Here is a 26,647-nt window from a genome sequence, read left to right as displayed (position 1 = left end):
CCTCGTGACCCGATTACAAGGTCTTGATCGAGGCGATCATATCGGTCACCACTTTCTGGCCATCACCGTAGACCATGCGAGTATTGTCGCGATAGAACAGATGGTTCTCCACCCCGGAAAAACCGGCGCCTTGCCCGCGCTTGACGACAAGTACGTTTCGAGCTTCGTCCACATTGAGTACCGGCATGCCGTACAGCGGGCTGTCGGGATCGGTCTTGGCAACGGGATTGACAACATCGTTGGCACCGATCACCAAGGCGACATCGGTTGTTTCGAAGTCATTATTGATCTCTTCGAGGTCGAAGATCATGTCGTAGGGCACACCAGCCTCGGCCAGCAGCACATTCATATGCCCGGGCATGCGGCCTGCCACGGGATGAATGGCAAAGCTGACTTCCACACCTCGTTCCTGCAGCAGTTCGACCATCTCCCAGAGTTTGTGCTGGGCTTGCGCGACGGCCAGCCCATAGCCTGGCACGATGATGACGCGATCGGCGTAGGCCATCTGCACCGCCGCATCCATGGTACCAACATCCTTGATGCTACCTTCGATCTCGGTCGTTTCGTCACTGGCAGGCCCGAACTGCTTGAACAGGATATTGAACAGTGAACGATTCATGGCCTTGGCCATCAGTACCGTCAACAAGCTGCCTGCCGCACCGACCACGGTACCCGCAATGATCATGGCCGCATTATCGAGCACGAACCCTTCCATCGCCACGGCCAGGCCCGTCAGTGCGTTGAACAGGGATATGACGACGGGCATGTCTGCCCCACCGATCGGCAACGCCACCATCACCCCGAACGCCAGCGCCAGCAGGAAGAACAGGAACAGAACGAACGCTCCCGGTGTTGCCAACGCCACCCAGATACCCAGCAACACGGCAGCGGCCAGTATCGCCAGCGTCACCTGTTGTTGATTGGCAAAACGTACCGCTTTCTTCATGCGACCATCGAGCTTGGCCCAGGCAATCACCGAGCCGGAAAACGCCACACTGCCGATCAATGCCCCGAGCACACCAAGCCAGAGCGCCAGATGTCCATGGGACTCGACCAGGCTGGGGTCACCGGCCACCCGCATCAACTCGACAGCAGCGATCCCGCCGGCAGCACCGCCACCCATGCCGTTATAGATGGCAATCATCTGCGGCATGTCCGTCATGGCAACCCGCTTGGCGCTCCACCAAGCGACACCACCGCCTATCAGAATGGCCAGCAGCATCAATCCGTACTGACCGCGAATCTCCGGATGCAGGAAAGTCACCAATGTCGCCAACGCCATGCCGACACCGGCCCAGATCACCCCACTACGTGCGGTCGTGGGATGGGACATGCGCTTGAGCCCGAGGATGAACAGTACCGCCGTCGCGAAATAGCTGGTCTCGATCAATGCACTCATGCTTTACCTCCCTTGGCGGCGTCCTTGAGCGCTTTCGCTTTATCGCTGCTCTCCTTTTCCTTGCGTTTATCGGAACTCTTGAACATCTCCAGCATGCGCTCGGTCACGACATACCCCCCGACGGCATTGCCGGCACCCAGCACCACAGCAATGAAACCGATCAGCTGTTCTCCGAACGTTTCCGCCTGCCCCAGTGCCACCATGGCGCCGACGACCACGATGCCGTGCACGAAATTGGAACCCGACATCAGAGGGGTGTGCAGAATGACAGGTACCCGTGAGATGACCTCATAGCCAACGAAACCAGCCAGCATGAGAATGTAGAGTGCGGCGAGTCCTTCAATCATGATTTATCCTCCATCCACTTACGCACTTGGTCATTGACGATTTCGCCACCACGAGTCAGACACATGGGGCCAATAACGGCATCCTCGAAGTCGAGAGAGAGTTCACCGTCCTCGATGAACGGCGACAAGAGATTATATAAATTGCGTGCATACATCTCGCTGGCAGGAACGGCCAATCGGGAAGGGATATCCAAGGGACCGTGGATACTCACATCCTGATGCACGACCGTGTCGCCTGGCTCGGTCAGTTCGCAGTTCCCTCCCCCTTCGGCAGCCAGATCGATGATGACCGCGCCCGGTTTCATGCGCTCAACCATTGCCTGGGTAATGATCTTCGGGGCCGGTCGCCCAGGAAGGGCCGCCGTGGAGATAACGGCATGCGCTTCGGCGAGTCGTTGAGAGAGCGCCTCTGCCTGCGTAGCCTTTTCCTCTTCGGTGAGCTCGCGCGCGTAACCGCCTTCTCCCGACGCATCGACGCCGGTATCGATCATCTTCGCGCCCAACGACTCCACTTGTTCGCGAGCTTCGGCACGGATGTCATATGCCTCGACCTGTGCGCCAAGCCGCTTGGCAGTAGCGATCGCCTGAAGGCCGGCGACACCAGCACCGATGACCACCACCTTCGCCGGTCGAACGGTACCCGCCGCTGTCGTCAGCATGGGAAAGAACACCGGGGCGCGTTCGGCAGCCTGCAAGGCGGCATGGTAACCAGCCACTGCCGCCTGGGATGACAGCGCATCCATGCTTTGTGCCCGAGAGATCCTGGGCACCAACTCCATCGCCAGCGCAGTGATATTCCGCTTACGATAGATTTCCACCTGTTCCAGATTGGCATGCGCCGCCAGCAACCCGACCAGAACACACCCTTCCGGCAACGCTTCCGCCTCCTCAACGCTGGGGGCCCGCACACAGAGCACGGCAGTCGCATCTTGCATCCCCTCCTCGCGTTCCACGACAGCAAGCGGGTCACCATAGTGGTCGTCAGGAAAATGGGCATGTTCCCCGGCACCTTTCTCGATCGCCACCTGACAACCGTCTCGGGCGAAGCGTTTTGCTGTCGCGGGATCCAGAGCGACTCGTTGCTCTCCGGGTCGCCGTTCCCTTGGAATCAGGATTTTCATCATCGGCAAACTCCCTTCCTTATCTCAACGCATGATTACCAGCATCCGCATTCGCCGGCAATGGATGATGCTCCCCTGATACATGGCTGACGATCAAGACAACATCACGACTTACCAAAATGGATGACGTAGTTTTTTAACAAACATCGTTAAATGCAAGTCTTTCCCTGTAAAAAGTCTTCATATGCCTTACCTTATCGAATGCATAAGCTATGTTTTATAGATAATGACAATACCAACTGTCTGATAATAAAGGAGTTACCAAGAATATTAGTCATGAAAAATCCCTTATCATTATCATAAGCAATACGTTATCCTTGCACGCATCGCAAAGCCAATTGGTCTTACCAATACATGGCCATCCTGGATCAAAAATACTGTATCAATGCGTGGGTCGATTCGACTGATGCGCCTAGCGACTCGAGCTGCGCCAGGCTGAACCAGTGGCATGTCTCGGCATCCCAGTATCGACCATGATGATCTTCAAGCGCCAGGCAGGCACACGCATCCTGAGCGATACTCACCGACAGCCCGAGACAGAGGGCATGGCGGACACTGCTATTGACAGCCCCTGTGGTGGAGAAACCAGCCACCACCAATTGAGAAACGCCATGGCGACTCAGCCAGTTTTCCAGGTCAGTGCCGACGAAGGCACTGCTGACATGCTTGGTAACGATGCGCTCCCCCAAACGCGGCTGAACACACGGCTTGAACTCGGCCCCGACATGTCCACTCCGATACAGAGACCCCGGCGCATGCGAAAAATGCCGCACATGTACGATATGCCCATTCCCGCCGCGCCAGCATGCGAGTAGATCCGTCAGGCGTGACTCCATCAATGGATTGCTGCACTCGGTATCTCCGGCCAATTCATCGGTCGCTTGCTGGACATCGACAATCATCAGGGCAGCACATTCGTCACGCGCATCATAAAGACGCAACCGGGCATTGCTGGCATGAACACTCATGGACACCTCCTCCACCACACCCTTGCAGAATAGGAGTTGCAGACCAACCTTGCCCACTTGGCTGACACGATAGCCGCCGTCGAGGACGGGATCGCCTAAGCGATCAAGAAGAACAGGACAGGCAGACAGGAGGGGCATTGCGTGATGGCGCCTGCTGCCACGCTTCATAGCCGGGATGCTCGGTGAAGGGATCGGCAAGCAGTTGACGAAAGGTCTGCAACGGTTCGCTATCACCGGCTTCAGCCGACTCGATCACCGACTGAGCCAGATGGGTGCGCAGTACATAGCGGGGATTGACGCTAGCCATGTCAGCATGGCGCTGCCGGTGAGTACGTGTCTCGTGCTCGAGGCGTTCGGCGTAGCGCTGTAACCATTGCTGTAATGACGCCTCATCAGGGGCACATTCAAGTGCGTTTGCCACTTTTTCGATCGTCGTTGCCGTACCATCGTAATCCCCCAGTGCCAGGAAGGCACCGTGGAAATCGGCGCCGTGCTTCTCCAGCAGAGCGAGCCACGAGGAGACGAGTTCATGATCCTCCTCTCTTTCACAGGCCAGGCCCATGCGGTTCCGCATTTGCCGGGCATAGGTCGCCTGGAGGCGAGGCTCGAACGTATCAAGCGTTTCACGCAACCGTTCCACGTCGATCAGTGGTGTCAATGATTGCGCCAGCACCGCCAGGTTCCAAAGCGCTACACCGGGTTGCTGATTGAATGCATAGCGACCTTCCGTATCGGTATGGTTGGGAACCAGGCGAGGTTGATAACGATCCATGAACGCATACGGACCGTAATCAATGGTCAGTCCCAACAGTGACATGTTGTCCGTATTCATGACGGCATGCACGAAGCCGTATGCTTGCCAGGCAGCGACCAGATCGGCGGTACGCGCTACCGTATCGGCAAACAACGCCTCCAACGGCGCATTGGCATCGCGTAATGATGGCCGATACCGATCGATCACATGCCAGGCAAGACGTTTCATGTCCTCGGGGCGCTGGCGCTGATAAAGCCACTCGAAATGGCCGAAACGCACATGACTTTCAGCCAACCGCAAGAGGGTTGCACCAGGTTCGACACGCTCCCGCATGACCTTTTCGTCATTGACCGCCACTGCCAATGCCGTTGTCGTGGGAATTCCCAGACCGGCCATGGCTTCTCCCGCCAGGTATTCTCTGATCGACGAACGCAACACGGCACGCCCATCACCGAAACGGGAGTATGGCGTCTGACCGGCTCCCTTGAGATGAAGGTCGACAAAACTGTGCCCCGTCACGGCTTCTCCCAGCAGCAAGCCACGCCCATCACCGAGCGCCGGATTGTAGCTTCCGAATTGATGGCCGGTATATTTCTGGGCGATCGGGTCCATGCCGGACAGGAGTTCGCGGCCGGCCATCAACGCTGTCAACGCGGCATGTTCATTCTCATCGCGCCACAGCGCGTCGACATCCAGACCGAGTTGGTCCGCACCTAACGGGCTGATGTCCAGGATGCGCGTCCCCGACCAGGGGGTCGGCATGACACGTGTAAAGAAGTCATCAGGGAGCGTTGCCCAGGCATTATCGAAACGCAAATCGTGAAGCGTCATGGTGTACTCGGCTGGCATGTGCATTGACAGTCACTGTAACGCTAACCCCTCCACCCGACCAAGCTACATCATCTGCAGCTCTCACCAAGTCGGTCGATTCCATGACATGCTGTCGCTCAGCCACGAAAAAACCCTATCAGCGGCATCCCCGCTGATAGGGTTCGATTGTGCAGTACCGCTGATATCAGGTAGTCAGCAACTCATTGAGTCGTTTGACATACGCTGCCGGGTCATCAAGATGTCCGCCTTCGGCGATAATCGCCTGATCCAGCAGGATATGGGATAGATCTGAAAAGGCGTCTCCCTCGGATGACTCGAGACGCGTCACCAGCGCGTGCTCGGGATTGAGCTCGAGAATCGGTTTGACCTCCGGCAATGGCTGACCGGCCGCCTCCATGATACGACGCATCTGGAACCCCATCTCGTGTTCCGGCAATACCACACAGGCCGGTGAATCGGTCAGTCGGTGAGTGATTCGAACCTCCTGGACATCATCACCCAGCGATTCCTGAACGCGCTTGACGAGATCTTCCTTGGCCTTGGCCGTTTCTTCCTGCGCCTGCTTCTCCTCTTCACCCTCGATTTCGCCCAGGTCAAGGTCCCCTTTGGCGATATCCACGAACGATTTGCCGTCATATTCCGTCAGATGGCTCATCAACCATTCGTCGATGCGATCGGAAAGCAGCAGGACTTCGATGCCTTTCTTGCGGAAGATCTCCAGATGCGGGCTATGCTTGGCGGCATTGAAGCTGTCGGCAACGATATAATAGATCTTCTGCTGACCTTCCTTCATCCGCTCGACATAGGCTGCCAGAGACTGATCCTGAGTGGCACTGTCGGTATGCGTTGTCGAAAAGCGCAGCAATTCGGCGATCTTGTCGCGATTGCCATAATCTTCGGCCGGTCCTTCCTTGAGCACGCTGCCAAAGGTATTCCAGAACGTCTGATACTTTTCTTCATCCTTGGACAGCTTCTTGAGCATGTCCAGGGCGCGCTTGGTCAGGGCCGACTTGAGCTTCTCTACCTGAGGATCCTGCTGCAGTAATTCACGCGATACGTTGAGCGACAGATCCTTGGTGTCGATCACCCCTTTGACGAATCGCAGATACAGCGGCAGGAACTGCTCGGCGTCATCCATGATGAATACACGCTGCACATAGAGCTTCAGCCCCCGAGCCCCGTCTCGCTCATACAGATCGAAGGGGGCACGTTCCGGTACATACAACAGGCTGGTGTATTCCAGCTTGCCCTCGACCTTATTGTGACTCCAGGTCAACGGATCCGAGAAATCATGGGCCACATGCTTGTAGAACGCCTTGTATTCGTCCTCGGTAATCTCGGACTTGGGACGCACCCACAAGGCCGTCGCTTCGTTGACGGTTTCCCAGCCATACGTCTCATTGCCCTCGTCGTCCTTGTCGACCTTGGGCATGCGTACCGGCACCTCGATATGATCCGAGTACTTGCGAACCAGGCTCTTCAGTCGGAAATCGTCGGCAAATTCCTTGGCATCCTCTTTGAGATGCAGCACGATTTCGGTGCCACGGGCATCACGTTCGATATCCGCGATGGTGAATTCACCTTCTCCTTTGGAGTGCCATTCAACACCGGCATCGTGCGGGAGGTCAGCGCGACGGGTTCTGACCGTAACCTCATCGGCGACGATGAAACTCGAATAGAAGCCGACACCGAATTGACCGATCAGCTTGGCGTCCTTCTGTTGCTCACCGGAAAGTTGCTTGAGGAATTCAGCCGTACCACTCTTGGCAATGGTGCCGAGGTTCTGGATGACGTCCTCGCGGCTCATGCCGATGCCGTTGTCACGCAGGGTGACAGTGCCAGCTTCGGCATCATGCTCGATTTCGATACGTAGTTCGCTGTCACCCTCGTACAGGCTGTCGTTGTCCAGCGCCTGGTAACGCAGCTTGTCACACGCATCGGCGCCGTTGGAAATCAACTCGCGCAGAAAAATCTCCCGATTGGAGTACAGGGAGTGGATCATCAAGTGCAATAGCTGCTTGACTTCTGTCTGGAAGCCCAATGTTTCTTCATGGGTAGCGGTGGACATGAATCGAGACCCTCATCGATCACTCAAGACATGGATGAATGCCGACACGAAATGCCGGCCGTCGTATCGTGATCGAGATATGGGGCTCTGTTGGCACTTTTCAAGCGTTGAAATCAGTCGGAGGCCACCGCGTCCGGCGGTTCCCCTTTCCAGCGCCGATAGTCATCGAGGCTACGATCGACCCGGGTCAACAGCCACCCCACGATGACGACATCATCCAGCAGGCCAATCATCAGTATGAAATCGGGAATCAGGTCGAGAGGAGATAATAGGTAGAGGGCCGCCGCCGCCATCCATCCGAATGCCGGCCAGGGTACCGGCCGATAACGCCCCTTGACGACATCTGCCACCATGGGCAGAAACCACTGCAGCGCACGTCTCAGTCGCTTCAATGCACCGGCACGTTGACGCAAGCGGCCCCAAAGTACATGACGGGTAAGTTTTGGCATCGATGATCTCCAGTGACCAGACCACCGGGTAGCTCACGATGGTAGAATCGGATTGTCGGCTTCTGGCGACACTACTCAAACGACCTGCTTTCAGCGAGGATAGAGAGCATTCCAGTCCTCGGGCAAGCATAGGAGAGTCACCGGATGTGCAGATCAAGGCCTTTCGGACGATGGAGAGCGGCTTTAGCCGGCTTGGTGCTATGTCTCCCGATGACTACCCCAATGGCGGTCGCAGCCAGCGACAGTGACATGCGCCAGGCGTTGGAAGCCGCGAGAGCCAAGGAGTGGTCGCGTATCGATCAACCTGCGATCGAAGACCACGAACTCGCGGGATACGTCAGCTATCATCGATTAAAAAACCGCCTTCCGGACCTCTCGTCACAAGAAGTTCTTGCGTTCATTGATGCTCATTCGGACTCTCCCTTGTCCCAATGGATGCGCAACCAGGCGATTTCAGCCTATGGGGACAACGAAAAATACGGTGAATTACTGGCTGTCCGCGACGGTGAACCCGAGGGCACCGAACGACAATGCCATTACTATCGTGCGCTACTGGAACGTGATCCCCAGCAAGCGGCAGAGGGAGGACGTCAGTTGTGGCTTAGCGCCCAGTCCCAGCCTTCTGCCTGTGATTCGTTGTTTCAACGACTCCTCGGTAACGGCACGATTGACGACACCTTGATCTGGGAACGCATGATGTTGGCATGGCAAGCCGGGGAAACCGGGCTGATGCGATACCTGGACCGACAGCTTGACGCTGACTGGCAAGCAGGCATCGATGCCATCGAACGCATCCAGGAAGATTACTCCGCCATTACACAGGTCCCTACACGCATTGGCCCAAGCAATGAAGGGGGTGGCAGCCTCTTTGCCGCCGCCATGTACGGCTTCACCCGTGCCGACACTGAAGCCGCCATGGAGGCCTGGCGCAAGATTGCCGATCATGCGCCGGTCACCGAAGAACAACGTCACACCATCGAGCATGACCTGGCCTTCTATTCGATGGTTCGTGATATTCGCAACAATCGGGGCTGGGTCGATCAGGTACTGCCACGTCTGGGTGACCAGGAGTTGTTGACCCTGCGAGTGCGCAAGGCGCTGTCGGATCGCAACTGGCAGAGTGTCATCGACTGGATTCACACCATGCCCGATGAACCCAGACAGGAGGCTCGCTGGCAATACTGGCTGGGACGTGCACTCGAGCAACTGGGGGATCCCGAAACGGCCGAAACCGCCTATGCTGCGGCTGCCGGAGAGCGGAGCTTTTATGGTTTTGCCGCTGCCGACCGCTTGAATCGCCCGTACTCCCTGAATATGGAACGTGCCACCTTCAATGACGACTACCGACGAGAAGTCGCCGAGTGGCCACAGGTCAAACGTACCGAGGCGTTGATGCGAATTGGTGAGCCGGGGCTGGCCAATAGTGAATGGTTTTACGCCATAGATCAGGCGTCACCGCAGGAAGCACGTGCATTGGCAGACTATGCCGCCAATCGTGGCTGGCATCTCAAGGTCATCCAGAGCACAATCAATGCCGGGCTGTGGGATGCCCTGGAGTGGCGCTTTCCCAATGCGTACCAGGATCAATTCCTGAAATGGGGACGCCAGCATGACATCGATCCCTACTTGTTGATGGGTATCGCCCGCCGAGAGAGTTCATTCAACCCCAAAGCGGTATCCCCCGCCGGCGCTCAGGGGTTGATGCAACTGATGACGGGGACCGCCACCCACGTCAGTCAACGGCTCGGCATCGACGACCCGACCCCAAGACAGGTATTGAACCCTGAAACCAATATCCGCCTTGGCAGTGCCTATATCAGCGAGATGCTGAAACGCTATCGTGGTAACCGCCTGGCTGCGGCAGCCGCTTATAATGCCGGTCCCGGCCGGGTCGACCGGTGGCTGCGCGACGGTCCGGAAGATTTCGACTTGTTCGTGGAGAGCATCCCCTACCGTGAGACCCGGAACTACGTTCAGGCCGTCCTGGCATATCGTGTCATTTTCGAAAGCCTGGCCAACGGCGGCGATCCTCAGGGAGTCGCGATGATGACATCCAGCGAACGCAACGTCAGTTACACGGCGTCACTACTGGCCAGGCAATGATGGTGACGGCCCGCGTCAGCGGGCCGCCCATTCAAGCGGGGCGTTGATGCAGCGCCAGTTTGAGGCCAAAAGCGACCAATACCGCACCGGTGACGCCATCCAACCCCCGCGATACCCAGCGCTTGGCCAGCCAGCGTGCGGCGCTTCCCACCATGGCGGCAATCGCGATCTGCCAGATATTGGCAATCACGAAGTGTACACTCGCCAGCCACAGCGATTTGAGCAGCGCAGGTTCGCCCGGTGCAATGAATTGTGGCAGGAACGCCATATAGAACATGACCGTCTTGGGGTTGAGCACATTGGACAGCAACCCCTCACGTAGTGGTGTCCACATCGACACCCTCTGCCGTTCCGTCTGCACGTCTCCCATCGGCAGCTCACGTCCACGGCGGGCCTGATTCAGGCTCTGAAGTCCGAGCCATATCAGATAGGCGGCACCCGCCACTTTCAGTACATTGAATGCCCAGGCAGATTGCAGTAACAGCATCGAAATGCCCAGCGCCGACACGGAGGCATGCACGAACAGGCCGCTACAAATCGCCACGCTCGTCAATATGCCATCTCTCAACCCACCACGGCTGGCATTACGTATGACCAGCAGCGTATCGACACCGGGACTGAGGGTCAGCAATGTGATCGCCGCCAGGAACGAGAGAAACTGCGCATCAATCATTGAAAGATATCCCGCTTGGCATGACGCATCGATATCTGCTCATTGAGCGTCCAGAAGTCGTACAGTACCCCCAGAAGGAATAGACCACCGGTCAGTAAATACACGATGCCGGTTATCCACTTCCCCATATACATGCGATGTAGACCGAACACGCCCAGAAACGTCAGCAGTATCCAGGCTAGAGAATAGTTGGTAGGGCCTGCCTGGAATCGTATGTCGGCCTGGCGATCCATTGCCGGAATGAGAAACAGGTCGATCAACCAGCCGATCCCCAGCAATCCGAGGGTGAAAAACCAGATCGTGCCGGTCACCGGTTTGCCGTAATAGAAGCGATGCGCCCCCAGGAAACCAAACAACCATAAGAGGTACCCCAACAGCTTGCTATGCGTATCACTGGCCGCCATACCCGATATAGCCATACCGAATCCTTGTCATTCACACAGACTGGGTGTTTGCCATAGTGCGCATCTTGACCCAGCCGTGGCCAGACCGCAACGGCAAGGCCGGTATGCCTTGCTGACCTCCCCATGCAATTCTGATCGCCTCTTTGCTGGACGCCTGGCGTTTTTCCATCTACAGTGAATTTGCGGATCACGGAGCCGGCGAGCGGACTGCGATTTTGCTTGACGCGTCCAAAATCCTGCTGCATGATCCGTGGCGTAGGTTTGCAAGTAAGAAAGTCGTCAGTTGTTGATCGATTCCTTCGAGACTCCCCGTGCGCACTTCTTCTTTGCTGGACCCACGCACAACGGGTAGAGGACGTTTCCGTCCGGTCCCGGTAATATCATTTTGTTAGTTAGTTAAGGAAATCGACAATGGCAACTGGCACTGTCAAATGGTTCAACGACACCAAGGGTTATGGCTTCATCTCTCCGGATGAGGGCGGTGACGACCTGTTCGCTCACTTCTCCGAGATTCAGGCTGAAGGCTTCAAGACCCTGCAAGATGGCCAAAAGGTCAGCTTCGATGTCACCCAGGGCAAGAAAGGCCTTCAGGCCGCTAACATCAAGGTCACCAACTAAGTTTGATCTTGATATAGCCGTTAACCGTCGCTTCGCGGTCGATTGACGGCAACAAAGAGGGCCCACCATCGTGTGGGCCCTTTTTGTGTCAGTTGACATATCGACTTGTCATAGAGGGCTTCCCATGGGAAGCCCTCTATGACAACAGGAAACACGAGGGACAGCGATCAGCGGGATTCTCGCTCACTTGAACCGGACTCCTCGTCATCCCCTGTCTCTTCGCCGCTGCTCGGCTCTTCACCGATATCCGGATCTTCCTCAACATCCAGGTCTTCACTAATCTCAGGCTCGCTCTCTATACCTTCGAGATCATCGATATCGTCAATACTTTCCAGCCCTTCGGCAGGATCCTGGCTCTCGACCTCTTCGAACTGCTGATCGATCTCACGCTCGGCTTCATCGAAGCGGCGCTCTGTTTCCTTCAGGAACTCATCGACATCGGACCGACTCGTTTCCCCGGGGAGCGTGTTCTCATCATCGATGGATTCGGGTCCTTCACGCAAGGTCTCGGCTTCAGCGTCTTCCTGATCCTCAACTTCGCCCTCTTCCATCAGCCCTTCCTCATCGGCTGATCGGGATGCCGCCTGCTCGTCATCGGCAGCGCCATCGCTCACCTCGCCGCTCTCGTCATCCGCAGCGCCACCGTCCTCTTCGGCCGATTCGGATGGCTCGCCATTATCCGACTCGGCAACCGCCGCCTCATCTTCCTGAACGCTCGCTTCCGAGCCATTCCCGTCGTCTTGGGCGGTGTCGTCCTCCTCACTGTCACCACACCCGGCTAACCCTAGGGCCAGCACCAGGACCAAGGGCATCCAGGGTTTATTGATCATCCTCGTTCTCCAATCACATTTTCGGGCAATTACATAAAGTAGATGTATTGCACCAAAGCGCCTTGCCCGACGCAAGCGATGCCGGGCAATGTCTCGTGGTTTCTGCCAATCGAGTGGCGCTGTCAGGTTCGCTTACCGGATTCAATGACATCACCGCGTCATTCACCTGGCGAACAACTGGCCCTCGATATCGCGAAATGCTTTGAACTCGAGGGCATTACCGCTAGGGTCAAGGAAAAACATTGTCGCCTGCTCTCCGGGCTCTCCCTCGAAGCGTACATAAGGCTCGATCTCGAACTTCACCCCTTGAGCTCTGAGCCTTTCAGCCAGCGCCTCCCACTGGTCCATTTCCAGCACGACCCCGAAATGGGGTACAGGCACGCCATGGCCATCCACCGGATTCCGGTGCAGGCCGGCTCCGCCCTCGCCCAGTTCAGGATTCAAGTGGCAGACGAACTGGTGACCAAAGAAATTGAAATCGACCCAACGTTCACTCGACCGGCCTTCGGAACACCCCAGCAACTCACCATAGAAACGCCGCGCTGCGGTCAGGTCATGAACTGGCATCGCCAGATGAAATGGATTAGGCATGAGACAATCTCCTCAATTATAGAATCGTTGCTGCATCCAGCACTCACTGGTTAATGGCAAGCAGCGAATCATCCGCTTGCCGAAGACAGAAGCGAAGACGACGAGGGTAAAAGCAACTCCAAGCCGCCCGACATGAGCTCCACTGCAAAATGATCGACTCGAAACGATTCACCATCAAGGGTGATGGGTAAGGTATCTTCACCGTCAAACTGCAGTCCTGTCGTCTGAAAATACGAGACGAAATCACCACTCTGCGGTAATGATTCCAACTCAGTCAGCACTTGCTTGATATCGGCCACCGAATTGAAATGACGCACGACCAGTACATCCAGCAAGCCGTCATCCAACTTTGCAGACGGAGCCAGGCTCTGACCTCCACCAGCCTGAGACCCATTACAGAGCGCGATCAGAAAGAATGGGGTGCTGATATGTCCTTCCGGCCAACTCAACTTCCCACGGTAATAATGATGACTCAAGCCTTTCAAAGCCCCCATCAATGAATAAGCACTTCCACCAAGGACACGTTTCAAAGGCTCTGGCGTCGTCGACGTCACTTCTGCGCCGATCCCGCACGATGCCACATTCAGGAAATATTGCTCCCCCAGCCTTGCTACATCGACCTCTCGAGGGTCGGCCTTCAATGCGACGTCCAAGGCAGACAGTGGCTCCAGCGGCAGTCCGGCACCATTGGCAAAATCATTGGCAGAGCCCAGCGGCAGTATGCCCAGCGGCACACGCCGGTGTTTCGGCAACGACATCAGGCCATTGACGACTTCATTGACCGTTCCATCGCCACCGCCTGCGATGATTCGCTCCACCCCTGCCTCGACCGATTGGCATGCAAACCGTCGTGCATCACCGGCCTCCCAGGTGACAACCACGCCAAGGTCGAAACCAGAATCGCGTAGGGTGAATACCGCTTCTCTCACCTCGGGAAGCTGGGCCGATTTGCCGTTGAGTATCAAACGGGCTGACAGGCATGATTCCACCTTCGTTCTCCTTCGACAGATTCTACGGAGACTTTCACGCTTTACCCCGTCGTGCGCAATATTGGATAGCACGCCATACCGATATTCAAGGATGACCTGTACGTCCCGAAGCGCTAGCATCCCAAGATGGGAAGTATCGGCTATCACTTAGAGGACCGCTTTTGGAACCTGTTTATCTTGTCGCCGCCTTCTTTGGTGGACTTATTGCACTCATAGTCCGCTTGCCGCCCCTGGTCGGCTTTCTCGTCGCCGGCTTCCTGCTCAATGCCTTCGGATTTCCGCTGACGCCTTCACTACAAACCATTGCTGACATCGGTGTCACGCTACTTCTATTCAGCATCGGTCTGAAACTCGACGTCAGGAGCTTGCTACGCCAAGAAATATGGGGTACCGCTACGATACACATGCTGGGCTCTTCCCTGCTCATGATGGGGTTTCTTGGCCTCCTCAAACTCACTGGTCTCGGGATATTACGCGACAGTGACTGGACCGTGCTGGCCTTGTTGGGCTTTTCACTCTCATTTTCCAGTACTGTCTTCGTCGTCAAGGTGCTTGAAAAACGTAGTGAAGCCAAGACCGCCTATGGGCGTCTGGCCATCGGCATATTGATCATGCAGGACATCTTTGCAGTGATCTTCATAACTGCAAGCAAAGGGGACCTCCCAGAGCCGATGGCATTAGCTCTACTACTATTGATACCATTGGCCCCTCTTCTGCAAAAACTGCTGGCCAAACTCGGCCATGGTGAGATGCAGATGATTTTCGCCATGTCCATGGCATTGGTCGCCGGTTACCATTTATTCGAATACCTGGGTATCAAAGGTGACCTCGGCGCACTGATCGTCGGCCTCTTGTTGGCGCCTCACCCAGCAGCCCAGTCACTGGCACGATCTCTGTTCGATTTAAAGGAACTGTTATTAGTCGCCTTTTTCCTATCAATAGGGATGACAGCAACGCCGAATTGGGAAGCTCTGGGACTGGCGCTCTTGATTGTTGTAGCAGTACCAATCAAAACCGTACTTTATATAACATTATTCACACGCTACCGCCTAAGGCAGAGAACTTCTATATTGGCCACATTGGTGCTTTCCAACTATTCAGAATTCGGCCTGATTGTCGGAGCCCTGGCGACACAACAAGGGCTACTAGGCGAGCAGTGGCTGGTTATTCTTTCTCTTGCCGTTGCCATCAGCTTCGTTTTCTCCTCCCTGCTCAATACTGTCAACGAAACGCTATACCGGCATATTGCTCCCCGGTTGCCTGCCATACCTCAGGAACAACTCGACCCTGGAGATCGTCCGATCGAGGTGGGCGATGCACAGGCCGTTGTACTAGGAATGGGCCGTATAGGCAGAAGTGTCTACAGACGCTTGCAAAAGCACTATGGGCTACGAGTACTGGGAATCGACAGTAATCCCCATAGCGTTAATAAACTCCAACAAGAGGGATACCGGCTCATGGAGGGAGATGCCCTGGATTCCGACTTCTGGGACAAGTTACTGGTCTCGCCTGATGTCGAACTCGTCGTGCTGGCAATGCCTCACCATGCCGGTAATCTCTTTGCATTGGATCAGCTACGTGATCGTGACTTTCAAGGACACATCACCGCTATCGTGGAATATCCCGAGGAAATAGAGCCAATTCGCACACGAGGGGCCAATGCAGTGCACCACATCTATGATGAAGCCGGCCGATCTTTGGCAGATAGTGCGGCCGAAGAAGCAGGCTTGGTTTCCGCTACCAAACAACTCGGATAGCGACATAAGCGCAACGGAGAACAGAGTCCATCCTCCATCACTCTGCCGTCGGACACAGATAGAATGTAATGACATCGTCACGTTGGCGCAGGCTTGATGCGAGTCGTGTCAGGTTGTCTCGCTCAAGCGTCTGCAGCGTCATACGATACTCGAAGACTGACCCCTGCTGTATCAATGAGTAACTGATGGTTTTGATGCGACAATCATGTTCCTTGATCCACTGGCGAAGCGCATCCTCATCCGGCGTCGCTCCTGCCGCGAAACACACACTATGATCGGCGAAATGCTGACTCGGCATACGGGCTTCAGCCCAGCGAAACAGTGACAACGTCAACAGTGTCATCAGCGTGACGGTCACTGCCGGCATCAGAAACCCGATGCCAAAGAGAATGCCCAGGGCCGCCGTCATCCAGATCGACGCAGCCGTCGTCAGCCCCATGACCGTCAGGCCTTCCTTGAATATCACACCCGCTCCCAGAAAACCGATGCCGGTCATGATCCCCTGTGCCATTCGCGTCGGATCGGTATTGATCGCCGAGTCCGGCAGGACTGTCCCGAACCATTGTGCCTGGTGGGTCGTGACGATCATCAGCATCGATGACGCCAGGCATACCAGGGCGTGTGTTCGAAAACCCGCGGGACGGCCATGATAACTACGTTCAAGACCGATCAGACTACCGGCCAACCAAGCAGATACCAGATAAACCACGATCAACAGATGATCCATCGACATGAAGGCCGCCTCCCTGCAAAACGCGTCGGTAGTTATTGACCAGCATAGCGCAAGCGCGAACGGATTCAGGAATTTACCTGATCACACGACCTAGACTACCAGCCTCAATTGCAAGCTTGGTAGGATAACGCTTTATGCGTTGCGGGCTCCAAGGACAGACACATGCAAGACGAAGGTATTTCCAATTGGCTGGGCGAACGTATCGGAGAAGCCCTTCGCTTCGTCATCGACCTATTGTCACTCTTCTTCGCCAACATCCATGATGGCGTGGAACGCTTCGTCACAGGCTTGACCGATGCACTCGGCATCAGTCCCACCCTTTTCAGCCTGATATTTCTGTTGATCGGCTTGTGGCTGCTCTATCGTGGTGTCCGAGCTCTATTGAGTCGACGCTTCGTCGGCGGGTTGATCTGGCTGTTCGCGGCCATGATCATGCTGAGCTGGCTCGTCGGCTGAACGTACAGACCGCCCTTTTCGGGCGGTCTGAGTGTTAATTGCGCCGATCATGCAGTAGCGAGCGCCTTCTCGATCACTTCGTAGACGTTCGAGGATAATTCCTCAGCACGGATCCGCTCGAGCTCCGCTTTCATCAGCGCCTGTCGGGATTCGTCAAAACGCTGCCAACGTGTCAGTGGCGTAATGATGCGCGCTGCAATCTCGGGATTGAGCTTGTTCAGTTCAATGACCACATCGGCCAACAACCGGTAACCTTCGCCATCCGCTCGATGAAAATTGACACGATTCTGTCCGGCGAAAGCGCCGATCAAGGCTCTGACCTTATTGGGATTGGTCAAGGAAAAGGCGGGATGGTCCATCAAGAATTTCACCCGCTCCAGTGCATCCGACTGCGGACGCGTTACCTGAATGCTGAACCACTGATCCATTACCAGAGGATCGTGGGCCCACTTCTCGCCAAAGGCCTTGAGCGCTGGATCGGCGATGTCGCCACGAGAACTGTGAGTCAACAGCGTCAGGGCGGTACGCACGTCCGTCATGTTGTGGCCATCCTCGAACTGGTTGCGGGCCAACTCAACCGCTTCCTCGTCCTCGATCGCCATGAGATAGGACAGTGCCACGTTCTTCAGGCTGCGTTGAGCAATTTGTCGGGGCTCAGGGACATATGGCGCATCAGACTGGTTGGCACGATAGACCGCCATGAACTCATCGCGTAGCGCAAGAGCCAAGGCTTGTTTGACGAAGGTGCGAGCGGCGTGAATGGCATCGACATCCACTACCGGCTGCTGCTCAGCGATATAGGCCTCAGAGGGAAGGGTCAGCATCTCCGCCAACACAGCCTTGTCATCGGTGTCGGTCGTCAACAGCCCGCGAAACGCTTCCGTGACACGACTATCCATGACTTTTTCCACCCCGTTACGGTGTGCAGCAATCAGGTCATCCAAGGCCAGCAACGCCAATCGTTGGCCGGAATCCCAACGGTTGAATCCATCGGAATCGTGCTGGAGCAAGAAGGCCAGGTCTTCACGACCGTAAGGAAAGCGGAGCTTGACCGGCGCGGAGAAGCCACGCAACAGCGACGGTACAGGCGCCTCGGCAATATCCGTGAAGACGAACTCCTGCTCTTCGTCGCGAAGATGAATCACCGCATCGGTCCCCAGCGACTCTCCTTCCAGCGTCATGGAAAGGTCCTTGCCCGACTTGGTGCCCACCAATCCCATACGGACGGGAATATGCAGTGGCAGCTTCTCATGCTGGTCGGGAGTAGGCGGTGTTCGCTGCCGAAGCGTCAATCGATACTCGCCCTTGGCATAATCGTACTCGCCGATCGCATCGATTTCGGGCGTACCCGCCTGGAAATACCAACGCATGAACTGGCCGAGATCGAGCCCAGAGACTTCCGCCATGCATTCCACGAAGTCCTCGATCGTCACGGCCTGACCATCGTAACGCTGGAAATAGAGGTCACTCCCCTGACGGAAGGCTTCCCATCCCAACAGGTTCCGCAGCATTCGTACGATTTCAGCGCCCTTCTCGTAAATGGTCAGCGTATAGAAGTTGCCGATCTCGATATAATGGTCCGGCTGTACGGGATGTGCCGTGGGACCGGCATCCTCGGCAAACTGAGCCGTCCGGAAGAATGATACATCCTCGATGCGCTTGACCGGCGCCGAATTGGTATCGGCGGAAAAGCACTGATCACGAAATACCGTAAAACCTTCCTTGAGCGACAACTGAAACCAGTCGCGACACGTGACCCGATTCCCCGACCAGTTGTGGAAGTACTCATGGGCGACGATACCCTCGACACGCTGGAATGTCGCATCGGTCGCCGTCTGGGGATGAGTCAATACCGCCGCCGAATTGAAGATATTGAGTCCCTTGTTCTCCATCGCGCCCATGTTGAAATCATTGACGGCGACGATCATGAAGCGATCCAGGTCATATTCCCGTCCATAGGTCTCCTCGTCCCATTTCATCGCACGTTTCAAGGAAGCCATGGCGTGGTCGGTTTTGCTGAGGTTCTCCTCTTCAACCCATAACTGCAGCGTGACGTCACGTCCGCTCATGGTCGTGAAATGGTCCTCGACCTTCTGCAGATCACCTGCCACCAGCGCAAAGAGGTAGCAAGGCTTGGGATGCGGATCATCCCAGGTGACGAAATGCTTGCCGTTGGGCAGATCACCCTGTTCAACCGGATTTCCGTTGGACAACAGCACCGGCAGCGAGCCTTTGTCACCTATCACGGTCGTGGAAAAGGTCGCCATCACATCGGGGCGGTCAGGATAAAAAGTGATACGCCGGAATCCCTCGGCTTCACATTGCGTGCAGAACATGCCATTGGAAAGGTACAACCCTTCCAGCGCGGTGTTGGCCTCCGGATCGACCTCGACTTCGGTATCAAGCACGAAAGTGGAAGGAACCCGATAGACGGTCAAATGCGATTCATTCACGTCATATTCGTCATCTTCCAACGCCTGGCCATCAATGGCGATATGCAGCAATCGTAGCTGTTCGCCATCGAGGACCAGCGGCAACTCGCCTTCCTGACGTTCAGGATGACGCTCGAGGTGAAGCCTCGCAATGACACGGGTTGCCGAGGAGACCAGATCGAACTTGAGCTCCGTGTGAGTGACACGATAAGCCGGCGGACGGTAATCGTTCAGATAAATCGGCTGCGGTGCAGATGCAGACATCAAAGGAAGGCTCCTGTTGGATAATCGCCATTCATTGTAAGGGGGGCATGGCAATCGACTCAAAGCCGAGGACAAGCGATTGAAGACAGGCGAGTTTCACGGTCAGGCCGCCACGATGTCACGACTTATCCGTGACAGCAGAGCTATGGCGAGGTTCGGGGCGTGTCAGTATCCAGATCGCCAATCCCGTCAACCCCAAGGCAAGCCCCAGTTTCACGATCCACAAACTGACGGTCAGGATAATAATGAGTATGGACGCAGCCAGCATGACCACAGCCAGGATCTTGGCATGACGAGGAATGGCCCGCTCGCTCTCCCAGGCAACTACCGACGGACCGAACCGGGGATGCCCGCGAATCCAACGGGCAAAGCGAGGAGACCCTTTGGATGCCGCCCATACCGCCAACAACATGAAGCAGGTCGTTGGCATCAGAGGAAGAAACATGCCTATGACGCCCAGGCCGAAACTGAACCAGGCCAGAACCAGATATAACAATTGGCGTGCCGACCGAAAGACGGGGAACGTCGACTTGGTCAACGATCGTGGCATCCAACTTTCTCCTTGCAATACGATGTCGACGAAACGTCATCGACGACACCGCATTTATTTTCCACCCCGAGTCGAACCGGCATCGAACGACCTGTATAGTGTAGCATCATGAGTCATGTAACTGGTACGCGTTCGTACACACAACACGCCAGATTCATTAGCTTTCATTGAAACGCAACGTCCCGACTCGGGGAAATGGGTTCCATCTATAGGCTATCTAGAGGGTTTCAATTAGCGTTTCCAACGCATTACCCAGGATCATCACGACTCAGTCAGGCGGACTCCGGGCGAAAGGACTACGATGTCAATCTCACGCATTGTCCATTCTTGTCTAGTGACACTCACAATAGGCCTGATGCCCCTGTCGTCCGGGCCGGCAGCGTCTGAAGAACGGCTCGACATCGTTGCGACCACAGGGATGGTGGCCGATACCCTGCATCAGATCGGTGGAGACCATATCAGCATCCGCAACCTCATGGGACCAGGTGTCGACCCCCACCTGTATCGTCAGACACGAAGCGACATCGCTGCCATGACACGCGCGGATGCCATTTTCTGGAACGGCCTCTATCTGGAAGCCCAACTCGAGGAGTTTCTATTCCGGCTATCGGAGCACCGTCCCGTTTTCGCACTGGGCGAGGCGGTACCGGAGGATCAGCGCCTGTCTCATGAAGACTACAGCGATCAATATGACCCGCATATCTGGATGGATCCTCAGAGGTGGCGCTATGTCGCTGAAGCCGCCCGCGATGCCTTGATTGAACTCGACCCTGAGCACCGGGAGGATTACCAGGCCAATGCCGAGGACTTTCTGACACAGTTGGATCGCCTCGACGAATACGCCCGGAAAACCCTGTCCAGCGTCCCCGAGTCCTCGCAGATCCTCGTGACGGCACACGATGCGTTCGGCTATCTCGGTGATGCCTATGGCTATGACGTCCTGGGTATCCAGGGATTTTCCACCGAAAGTGAAGCCGGACTGGCCCGCATCGAGAATCTGGTCGATTTGCTGGTGGAGCGTCAAATCAGCGCCATTTTCATCGAATCCTCGGTACCACGCCGCAATATCGAGGCCTTGATCGAAGGCGCTGCCTCACAAGGCCATGACGTATCGGTGGGCGGCGAACTTTTCTCGGATGCCATGGGCCCTGCGGGAACGTATGAAGGAACCTATATTGGTATGATCGACCATAATGTCACGTACATCACACGTGCTCTGGGCGGTGAGGCTCCGGCTCACGGACTGAATGCCAAGCTGGCAGACGATGCGGAGGACAATCAGTGAAACCGTTCAATGCCTCGCAACATGCTGCCGATAGCAGCCCATTGGCCATCACTGGGTTGACGATCAGCTACGGTCAAAAACCAGTGGTCTTTTCGGTCGACTGTCATGTTCCTGCCGGCAGCTTGACAGCCATTGTCGGTCCGAACGGTGCCGGAAAATCGACGCTGCTCAAGGCAGCCTTGGGCATCGCACCCCGTCTATCCGGGGACATTCGGGTCTATGGTCAACCCTATCGTTCTCAGGCACATCGCCTGGCTTACGTGCCTCAACGCAGCAGCGTCGACTGGGACTTCCCGACCACGGTTCTGGAAGTCGTCCTCATGGGCCTGTTCCATACCATGCGATGGTGGCAGCTGACACGCCGTCACCATCGCAACAAGGCCATGGAGTGCCTGACCCGGGTTGGCATGGATGCCTTTGCCGAACGCCAGATCGGACAGTTGTCCGGCGGTCAGCAACAGCGCGTATTCCTGGCACGCGCCCTAGCCCAGGAGGCCGACCTGACCATCCTCGATGAACCCTTCGCCGGTGTCGATGCCGCCACCGAGAAAGCCATCATCGAGGTATTGAAATCACTCAAGCGGGAAGGCAAGACGCTGCTGTGCGTGCACCATGACCTGTCCACCGTTCGCGAGTACTTCGATCATGTCCTGCTGCTCAATATTCGCCGCATCGCCATGGGGCCGGTGGACGACGTCTTCACTGCCGAGAACCTTCAGCAGACTTATGGTGGTCGTCTCAACACGATTCAGCTTGAAAGAATCGCTACCCCGGACTCATCGACATCGCAGGTTTGAGTCATGATCGACTCGTTCTGGCAAGCACTGACATTCACCGCCGGCTACAATACCACTCTGGTCACTCTCGGTTCCGCCATGCTCGGAGCCAGTGCCGGAATGATCGGCAGTTTCATTGTCCTGCGCAAACGTTCGCTGGTCAGCGATGCCGTCAGTCACGCCACGTTGCCGGGACTGGTCCTGGCATTCATCATCCTTGCCCTGTTGACGGGAGATGGTCGCTGGCTCCCGGGACTGCTGATCGGAGCTGCCGCCAGTGCAGCGATCGGCTTGTGGGGTGTACAAGCCATCTCGAGCCGCACTCGCCTGGGAGAAGATGCCGCCATCGGTGCCGTTCTCTCGACCCTTTTCGGCCTTGGCGTCGTTCTGATCACGGTGGTACAAGCGCTGAATGTCAAAGGGCAATCAGGGATCGATAGCTACCTGGTCGGCGCCACGGCCGGAATGCTTGCCAGTGAAGCGCAACTGATCGGCATCAGCGCCCTGGTTGTGCTGATTGTCGTGTTCATGTTCCGGCGCCAGTTCCTACTGGTCTGCTTTGACCGGCAGTACGCCTATACCCGTGGCATCAATGCCGATCACATCGATATGATGATGTTGCTACTACTGCTTACGGTGACGGTCATCGGACTCAAGGTCACCGGTCTGATCCTGATCGTGGCGCTCACCATCATCCCGCCCGTGACAGGGCGATTCTGGACCGACCGACCGTCACGCCTCATCGCTATCGCCGCCTTGTGTGGCGCCTTGTCGGGTTATATCGGGGCCGCAGCATCCAGCAGCGCTTCAGGATTACCGACAGGACCGCTGATCGTGCTCACCGCTTTCTTGCTGTTCTCGATCGGTCTGCTGTTCTCGCCACGTCGCGGGATGGTGGCCATGCTGCTCGCTCAACACCGTTTCCGCCGTCGGGTCCACTTGCGTCAAGGGCTGCTTTCCCTGGCACGGGATGAGGCCATCTACGATGACCTGACGCTCAAGGTCCTGCGTCGCCATGGCTACATACGCCGGGATGGTGTGGCAACACCGCCTGGGCGGGTCGCCGCACGCGACGCCGAACATGAGGAACATCTGTGGAGCCTGTATCGGCAACTCTATCCAGATGAAGCGGCACAACTGGATCATCAGGGCCTGGACCCCATTGAAGAGTCGCTGCCTCCGGATATGGTGTCATCCTTGGAGAATCGTCTGCCCTCACCGGCAAGGAGTGCCCGATGAGCAGTGATTTTCTGATCCTCAGTCTGGCACCACTGCTGGTCGCGATCATCAGTAGCATGAGTTGCGCTCTGCTCGGCAACTTTCTGGTATTGCGTCGCCAGAGCCTGATAGGCGATGCCATCAGCCATGTGGCATTGCCAGGTATTGTCGCCAGCTTCCTGATCACGGGCACGCTTGCGGCTTCCGCCATGATGATCGGCGCCGGCGTGGCAGCCATCGTCACCCTGGTCTTGATCGAGGCTATCAAGCGACTGGGCCGGGTAGAGTCCAGTGCCGCCATGGGGGTGGCGTTCACCGCAATCTTCGCCCTCGGCGTATTGATGCTGGAAATGAGCGATGCCAGTGGCGTCCATATTGATGTCCAGCATGCGCTATACGGCAATCTGGAGAGCCTGATCTGGTTCGAGGGACTGGACTGGACCGCGCTGTTCGATCCCGCCGCGCTGGCTGAATTGCCACCGCAATTGCCACGTGTTGCCTGGGTTGGCCTCTTGGTAGCCATTTTCGTGGTCGTGGCCTGGCGCCCATTGGTCATCGGCAGTTTCGACCCGGCTTTTGCCGCCAGTGTCAGGGCCCATCCGCTATTAACCGATGTCACACTGGTCATCATGGTCGCCATCACCGCCATTGCCGCTTTCGAGGCGGTCGGCTCGATTCTCGTCATCGCCATGTTCATCTGTCCGGCTGCCAGCGCACGACTAATGACAGACAGGCTATTACCCCAGATCGCCTGGAGTCAGGTATTCGCCTTTGCCAGTGCAGTGCTCGGTTATGTTCTGGCCGGTTACGGGCCGGGTTGGTTCGGCCATGACGTGTCACTCAGTGCTGCCGGGATGATCGCCAGCGTCTCGGGGATCATTCTCCTCTTTGCCTGTCTCTTCGGCCCCAGGAGACATGGGGCCATGGCTCGCATGGCAGCCGACTGAATCGTCAGCACGTACGACAAGAGCCCGCCGAAGCGGGCCCTTGTCGTGTATCGCCTCCGGGATACATCACGAAGGTTGAATAGGAATGTCGCGCCGTGCCGAAGAGGCTTCAGGGTCGCGCGGCAGAGTGACGGTCAATACGCCATTGGCGAAATCGGCACGAATATCCTCGACGTTGGCGTCTCCGGGCAGATCCAGTACGCGCCGAAACCTTCCATAGACACGCTCGACACGCTGGTATCGATCATCGTCGTTCCGACTCTCCTGTCGCTTTTCACCCTCAACGACCAGACGATGGTCGTCCAGAGATAACTTCAAATCATCACGATCGACACCGGGGACTTCGATACTAAGACGGTATTCATCATCTCGTTCGGCGATATCGACACTGGGCCTCAACATGCCTTCCACGGAGCCGAATGCCTCCTGACCCACTGGAAAGTTCCAGCGTCGAAGCACATTATCCATCCAACGATCCAATTCACGATGCATCTGCCATACAGGCGAGATATCGCGCGAGGGTTCGACCGCGGAAGACACCGGCACCTGGCTTGTTTCCTGATCTTCGCTCTTGAACCAATTCCAGGGAGAGAGTTTGTGCAGATTCATACGCCACCTCCTTTTTTCCGTGACGCACATACAACACATGACCTAAGTCAACCAAACAGCGAAAACCAACGTCTTCAATGGACTATATAGGGACTAGACAGTGTTTTTCAAGGGAGGGGAAATCACCACCGTGAAGAAATATGCACTCAGCCGGCAATAGTAGTCTCCCGGCTGATCGGCTTGTCCATCTGCCAGGCGGCACATCCATCGGCATAGTAATCATCCAACCAGCGACGTAGCAGGAAGCCCGTGCGTCGGTAAAGCGCCAACGCGGCACGGTTATCGGCGCGCACCTCAAGCACCAGGCGATCGCACTGACGTCTTGCTGCATCGCACTCCACGGCCTCGATCAGACGCCGACCGACACCGCGCCTTCGCACCTCGGGAACAACGCAGAATGAATACAGCCGCGCCACACGGCTGTTGCGTCGATACAGGATAATGGCATACCCCAGCGCCTCTTCCAGATCGCCCATCGCTATCCAGACACTGGCATTGGCTCGTGCCAGCATGTGCATCAGTTGACGGCGGTTGAAAGCGTCCTCATCGAAACAGCACCGTTCAAGACGATACATCTCATCCAGATCAGCCGGGTATGCATACCGGAGGTGGATGGTCATTGTTCACGTTCCCTCGACTGTCTGTCAGCTGACCATGACCTCGTAACCGGTAAATTTGCGCAAGTTGATTACCCCTGTATCAAACAGCAGATACTGCCCTTTGATACCCATCAATATTCCGGCTACATCACGCCGTTTATCAAAATTATGCGAGACAATCTTGCGAGGAAATTCATGAACCGGATAGTTGAGCTCAACCGGTGGCGCATCGAGTGTACGAATGGCTTCTTCCCCAAACCGTTCACGCAGATTCGACAGCCCACTAGCGAGTTGATCGAGCAATCGGTCGCGTTCGGCCCGCAGATCGAGTCTATCGACCTCCCCCTTGAGCATGGCTCGCCAGTTGGTACGGTCTGCAACCTGCTCCTTGAACAGAACCTCAACGAAACCGGCTTGTTGGCGGGTATCGACTTCCAGGATGGGCAGGGCCTGGATGGCTCCCTGATCCAGCCATCGTGTGGGAACTTGAGTGCGCCGCGTAATCCCGACCTTGAGCCCGGAAGAGTTGGCCAGATAGATCACATGGGGCTGAAAACAGTGGCGCTCTCCCCATTCGGGTTCCCGGCAGGTGCCTTCGAAGAAATGACAGAGTTCCGGTTTGACGATACAGGTATCGCATTGCGCCAACGTCTTGAAACAAGGGTAACAATACCCTTGTGCGAAACTCTTGCGGGTGGGCCTGCCACAGTGCGTACAGGCGATGGCCCCCGTCCATTCGAGTGTCAGCCGTTGCCCTAGCCGTACATTGAGATCCAGTTCGCCGTTTCCGGCACGCAGGGCATAACTGGCCGGCGCCCCTGACAGCCCCGGCTCGACAGCCATCTTTGTCAAGCACCCATGCAGGTCGGCTCGCCG

26 protein-coding genes are annotated in these 26,647 nt (G+C 56.3%); 8 read left to right on the top strand and 18 right to left on the bottom strand.

Annotated features, from left to right (window positions below; genetic code table 11):
- Positions 1-13 precede the first annotated feature (13 nt).
- The 7 genes from BLW01_RS15220 to BLW01_RS19035 form a co-directional block, all read right to left on the bottom strand.
- Complete coding sequence (locus BLW01_RS15220; RefSeq protein WP_092571190.1) at positions 14-1,399, bottom strand: NAD(P)(+) transhydrogenase (Re/Si-specific) subunit beta; 1,386 nt, start codon at positions 1,397-1,399, stop codon at positions 14-16.
- Positions 1,396-1,746, bottom strand: a complete 351-nt coding sequence (locus BLW01_RS15215; RefSeq protein ID WP_092571188.1) for an NAD(P) transhydrogenase subunit alpha part 2 — start codon at positions 1,744-1,746, stop codon at positions 1,396-1,398. Before BLW01_RS15215 ends, BLW01_RS15220 begins: the two co-directional genes overlap by 4 nt.
- Positions 1,743-2,870 carry a Re/Si-specific NAD(P)(+) transhydrogenase subunit alpha gene (locus BLW01_RS15210; protein ID WP_092571186.1) on the bottom strand — a complete coding sequence of 376 codons (1,128 nt, stop codon included), beginning with the start codon at positions 2,868-2,870 and terminating at the stop codon, positions 1,743-1,745. The genes BLW01_RS15215 and BLW01_RS15210 overlap by 4 nt, the downstream gene beginning before the upstream one ends.
- A 365-nt stretch (positions 2,871-3,235) precedes the next feature.
- On the bottom strand, positions 3,236-3,835 hold the full coding sequence (locus tag BLW01_RS15205) for an isochorismatase family protein (protein ID WP_175529861.1): 600 nt from the start codon (positions 3,833-3,835) through the stop codon (positions 3,236-3,238).
- 103 nt (positions 3,836-3,938) lie between these two features.
- Entirely contained in the window at positions 3,939-5,420 is a 1,482-nt protein-coding gene (locus BLW01_RS15200; protein WP_217635550.1) for a protein adenylyltransferase SelO, read from the bottom strand.
- A 184-nt stretch (positions 5,421-5,604) separates the two neighbouring features.
- Complete coding sequence (htpG, locus tag BLW01_RS15195) at positions 5,605-7,488, bottom strand: molecular chaperone HtpG (RefSeq protein WP_092571180.1); 1,884 nt, start codon at positions 7,486-7,488, stop codon at positions 5,605-5,607.
- 113 nt (positions 7,489-7,601) lie between these two features.
- Positions 7,602-7,937, bottom strand: coding sequence for a YkvA family protein (locus BLW01_RS19035; protein WP_175529860.1), 336 nt, complete (start codon positions 7,935-7,937; stop codon positions 7,602-7,604).
- Positions 7,938-8,159: 222 nt separating this feature from the next.
- Here BLW01_RS19035 and BLW01_RS15185 point away from each other — a divergent pair, with 222 nt between their 5' ends.
- Complete coding sequence (locus BLW01_RS15185; protein WP_229806476.1) at positions 8,160-10,040, top strand: transglycosylase SLT domain-containing protein; 1,881 nt, start codon at positions 8,160-8,162, stop codon at positions 10,038-10,040.
- Positions 10,041-10,071: 31 nt separating this feature from the next.
- On the opposite strand, the gene BLW01_RS15180 is transcribed toward BLW01_RS15185, so the two are convergent.
- A complete protein-coding gene (locus BLW01_RS15180; protein WP_092571176.1) occupies positions 10,072-10,713 on the bottom strand; it encodes a LysE family translocator in 642 nt (213 codons plus the stop codon).
- Positions 10,710-11,132, bottom strand: a complete 423-nt coding sequence (locus BLW01_RS15175) for an NINE protein (RefSeq protein ID WP_217635549.1) — start codon at positions 11,130-11,132, stop codon at positions 10,710-10,712. Before BLW01_RS15175 ends, BLW01_RS15180 begins: the two co-directional genes overlap by 4 nt.
- A gap of 396 nt (positions 11,133-11,528) precedes the next feature.
- Here BLW01_RS15175 and BLW01_RS15170 point away from each other — a divergent pair, with 396 nt between their 5' ends.
- Positions 11,529-11,735 (top strand): cold-shock protein, encoded by a 207-nt coding sequence (locus tag BLW01_RS15170; protein ID WP_092571174.1) that lies wholly within the window; start codon positions 11,529-11,531, stop codon positions 11,733-11,735.
- Between the two features lie 167 nt (positions 11,736-11,902).
- On the opposite strand, the gene BLW01_RS15165 is transcribed toward BLW01_RS15170, so the two are convergent.
- From BLW01_RS15165 to yegS, 3 genes are all read right to left on the bottom strand, one after another.
- Complete coding sequence (locus tag BLW01_RS15165; RefSeq protein ID WP_092571172.1) at positions 11,903-12,565, bottom strand: hypothetical protein; 663 nt, start codon at positions 12,563-12,565, stop codon at positions 11,903-11,905.
- 162 nt (positions 12,566-12,727) lie between these two features.
- The gene (locus BLW01_RS15160) at positions 12,728-13,156 is read right to left on the bottom strand and encodes a VOC family protein (RefSeq protein ID WP_092571171.1); all 429 of its coding nucleotides are present in this window, start codon (positions 13,154-13,156) and stop codon (positions 12,728-12,730) included.
- A gap of 68 nt (positions 13,157-13,224) precedes the next feature.
- Positions 13,225-14,145 (bottom strand): lipid kinase YegS, encoded by a 921-nt coding sequence (gene yegS / locus BLW01_RS15155; protein ID WP_229806475.1) that lies wholly within the window; start codon positions 14,143-14,145, stop codon positions 13,225-13,227.
- A gap of 161 nt (positions 14,146-14,306) precedes the next feature.
- Between yegS and BLW01_RS15150 the strand changes: the two genes are divergently transcribed.
- On the top strand, positions 14,307-15,902 hold the full coding sequence (locus tag BLW01_RS15150) for a cation:proton antiporter family protein (RefSeq protein WP_092571167.1): 1,596 nt from the start codon (positions 14,307-14,309) through the stop codon (positions 15,900-15,902).
- Positions 15,903-15,939: 37 nt separating this feature from the next.
- Here BLW01_RS15150 and BLW01_RS15145 read toward each other — a convergent pair whose 3' ends face one another.
- Complete coding sequence (locus BLW01_RS15145; protein WP_092571165.1) at positions 15,940-16,635, bottom strand: MgtC/SapB family protein; 696 nt, start codon at positions 16,633-16,635, stop codon at positions 15,940-15,942.
- A 162-nt stretch (positions 16,636-16,797) separates the two neighbouring features.
- Here BLW01_RS15145 and BLW01_RS15140 point away from each other — a divergent pair, with 162 nt between their 5' ends.
- Positions 16,798-17,091: a hypothetical protein gene (locus tag BLW01_RS15140; RefSeq protein ID WP_092571163.1), complete on the top strand. Its 294-nt coding sequence runs from the start codon at positions 16,798-16,800 to the stop codon at positions 17,089-17,091.
- Positions 17,092-17,138: 47 nt separating this feature from the next.
- On the opposite strand, the gene pepN is transcribed toward BLW01_RS15140, so the two are convergent.
- Together pepN and BLW01_RS15130 are read right to left on the bottom strand one after the other, a co-directional pair.
- The gene (gene pepN / locus BLW01_RS15135; RefSeq protein ID WP_092571161.1) at positions 17,139-19,787 is read right to left on the bottom strand and encodes an aminopeptidase N; all 2,649 of its coding nucleotides are present in this window, start codon (positions 19,785-19,787) and stop codon (positions 17,139-17,141) included.
- Between the two features lie 118 nt (positions 19,788-19,905).
- A complete protein-coding gene (locus BLW01_RS15130; RefSeq protein WP_092571159.1) occupies positions 19,906-20,337 on the bottom strand; it encodes a YbaN family protein in 432 nt (143 codons plus the stop codon).
- 355 nt (positions 20,338-20,692) lie between these two features.
- Between BLW01_RS15130 and BLW01_RS15125 the strand changes: the two genes are divergently transcribed.
- Genes BLW01_RS15125 through BLW01_RS15110 form a run of 4 tightly spaced genes read left to right on the top strand, consistent with a single transcriptional unit; the run spans position 20,693 to position 24,563 of the window.
- Positions 20,693-21,622: a metal ABC transporter solute-binding protein, Zn/Mn family gene (locus BLW01_RS15125; RefSeq protein ID WP_217635548.1), complete on the top strand. Its 930-nt coding sequence runs from the start codon at positions 20,693-20,695 to the stop codon at positions 21,620-21,622.
- On the top strand, positions 21,619-22,419 hold the full coding sequence (locus BLW01_RS15120) for a metal ABC transporter ATP-binding protein (RefSeq protein WP_092571155.1): 801 nt from the start codon (positions 21,619-21,621) through the stop codon (positions 22,417-22,419). The genes BLW01_RS15125 and BLW01_RS15120 overlap by 4 nt, the downstream gene beginning before the upstream one ends.
- A 3-nt stretch (positions 22,420-22,422) precedes the next feature.
- Positions 22,423-23,637, top strand: coding sequence for a metal ABC transporter permease (locus BLW01_RS15115; protein ID WP_092571153.1), 1,215 nt, complete (start codon positions 22,423-22,425; stop codon positions 23,635-23,637).
- Positions 23,634-24,563 (top strand): metal ABC transporter permease, encoded by a 930-nt coding sequence (locus tag BLW01_RS15110; protein WP_092571151.1) that lies wholly within the window; start codon positions 23,634-23,636, stop codon positions 24,561-24,563. The genes BLW01_RS15115 and BLW01_RS15110 overlap by 4 nt, the downstream gene beginning before the upstream one ends.
- Positions 24,564-24,629: 66 nt before the next feature.
- Here the strand turns inward: BLW01_RS15110 and BLW01_RS15105 are convergent, their stop codons facing one another.
- The 3 genes from BLW01_RS15105 to BLW01_RS15095 all read right to left on the bottom strand — a co-directional run bounded on the left by BLW01_RS15105 (position 24,630) and on the right by BLW01_RS15095 (position 26,614).
- Positions 24,630-25,172: an Hsp20/alpha crystallin family protein gene (locus BLW01_RS15105; protein WP_175529859.1), complete on the bottom strand. Its 543-nt coding sequence runs from the start codon at positions 25,170-25,172 to the stop codon at positions 24,630-24,632.
- A gap of 146 nt (positions 25,173-25,318) precedes the next feature.
- Positions 25,319-25,792 carry a GNAT family N-acetyltransferase gene (locus BLW01_RS15100; protein WP_092571147.1) on the bottom strand — a complete coding sequence of 158 codons (474 nt, stop codon included), beginning with the start codon at positions 25,790-25,792 and terminating at the stop codon, positions 25,319-25,321.
- Positions 25,793-25,816: 24 nt separating this feature from the next.
- A complete protein-coding gene (locus BLW01_RS15095) occupies positions 25,817-26,614 on the bottom strand; it encodes a DUF2797 domain-containing protein (RefSeq protein ID WP_092571263.1) in 798 nt (265 codons plus the stop codon).
- Positions 26,615-26,647 lie beyond the last annotated feature (33 nt).

Source organism: Aidingimonas halophila (assembly GCF_900106955.1).
GTDB lineage: Bacteria > Pseudomonadota > Gammaproteobacteria > Pseudomonadales > Halomonadaceae > Aidingimonas > Aidingimonas halophila.
The sequence above is the reverse complement of the archived record's forward strand: the minus strand, read 5'-3'. Positions and strand labels throughout refer to the sequence as shown.

What these genes read in the sequence shown, in the direction of transcription:
- BLW01_RS15115 (WP_092571153.1), top strand. Translation starts at nt 22,423, where the DNA reads ATGATCGACTCGTTCTGGCAAGCACTGACATTCACCGCCGGCTACAAT.
- BLW01_RS15160 (WP_092571171.1), bottom strand. Translation starts at nt 13,156, where the DNA reads ATGCCTAATCCATTTCATCTGGCGATGCCAGTTCATGACCTGACCGCA.
- BLW01_RS15220 (WP_092571190.1), bottom strand. Translation starts at nt 1,399, where the DNA reads ATGAGTGCATTGATCGAGACCAGCTATTTCGCGACGGCGGTACTGTTC.
- BLW01_RS15180 (WP_092571176.1), bottom strand. Translation starts at nt 10,713, where the DNA reads ATGATTGATGCGCAGTTTCTCTCGTTCCTGGCGGCGATCACATTGCTG.
- BLW01_RS15095 (WP_092571263.1), bottom strand. Translation starts at nt 26,614, where the DNA reads ATGGCTGTCGAGCCGGGGCTGTCAGGGGCGCCGGCCAGTTATGCCCTG.
- BLW01_RS15200 (WP_217635550.1), bottom strand. Translation starts at nt 5,420, where the DNA reads ATGACGCTTCACGATTTGCGTTTCGATAATGCCTGGGCAACGCTCCCT.
- BLW01_RS15165 (WP_092571172.1), bottom strand. Translation starts at nt 12,565, where the DNA reads ATGATCAATAAACCCTGGATGCCCTTGGTCCTGGTGCTGGCCCTAGGG.
- BLW01_RS15105 (WP_175529859.1), bottom strand. Translation starts at nt 25,172, where the DNA reads ATGAATCTGCACAAACTCTCTCCCTGGAATTGGTTCAAGAGCGAAGAT.
- BLW01_RS19035 (WP_175529860.1), bottom strand. Translation starts at nt 7,937, where the DNA reads ATGCCAAAACTTACCCGTCATGTACTTTGGGGCCGCTTGCGTCAACGT.
- BLW01_RS15130 (WP_092571159.1), bottom strand. Translation starts at nt 20,337, where the DNA reads ATGCCACGATCGTTGACCAAGTCGACGTTCCCCGTCTTTCGGTCGGCA.
- BLW01_RS15175 (WP_217635549.1), bottom strand. Translation starts at nt 11,132, where the DNA reads ATGGCTATATCGGGTATGGCGGCCAGTGATACGCATAGCAAGCTGTTG.
- BLW01_RS15145 (WP_092571165.1), bottom strand. Translation starts at nt 16,635, where the DNA reads ATGTCGATGGATCATCTGTTGATCGTGGTTTATCTGGTATCTGCTTGG.
- BLW01_RS15110 (WP_092571151.1), top strand. Translation starts at nt 23,634, where the DNA reads ATGAGCAGTGATTTTCTGATCCTCAGTCTGGCACCACTGCTGGTCGCG.
- BLW01_RS15210 (WP_092571186.1), bottom strand. Translation starts at nt 2,870, where the DNA reads ATGATGAAAATCCTGATTCCAAGGGAACGGCGACCCGGAGAGCAACGA.
- htpG (WP_092571180.1), bottom strand. Translation starts at nt 7,488, where the DNA reads ATGTCCACCGCTACCCATGAAGAAACATTGGGCTTCCAGACAGAAGTC.
- BLW01_RS15205 (WP_175529861.1), bottom strand. Translation starts at nt 3,835, where the DNA reads ATGAGTGTTCATGCCAGCAATGCCCGGTTGCGTCTTTATGATGCGCGT.
- BLW01_RS15125 (WP_217635548.1), top strand. Translation starts at nt 20,693, where the DNA reads ATGCCCCTGTCGTCCGGGCCGGCAGCGTCTGAAGAACGGCTCGACATC.
- BLW01_RS15185 (WP_229806476.1), top strand. Translation starts at nt 8,160, where the DNA reads ATGGCGGTCGCAGCCAGCGACAGTGACATGCGCCAGGCGTTGGAAGCC.
- BLW01_RS15170 (WP_092571174.1), top strand. Translation starts at nt 11,529, where the DNA reads ATGGCAACTGGCACTGTCAAATGGTTCAACGACACCAAGGGTTATGGC.
- BLW01_RS15100 (WP_092571147.1), bottom strand. Translation starts at nt 25,792, where the DNA reads ATGACCATCCACCTCCGGTATGCATACCCGGCTGATCTGGATGAGATG.
- pepN (WP_092571161.1), bottom strand. Translation starts at nt 19,787, where the DNA reads ATGTCTGCATCTGCACCGCAGCCGATTTATCTGAACGATTACCGTCCG.
- BLW01_RS15140 (WP_092571163.1), top strand. Translation starts at nt 16,798, where the DNA reads ATGCAAGACGAAGGTATTTCCAATTGGCTGGGCGAACGTATCGGAGAA.
- BLW01_RS15215 (WP_092571188.1), bottom strand. Translation starts at nt 1,746, where the DNA reads ATGATTGAAGGACTCGCCGCACTCTACATTCTCATGCTGGCTGGTTTC.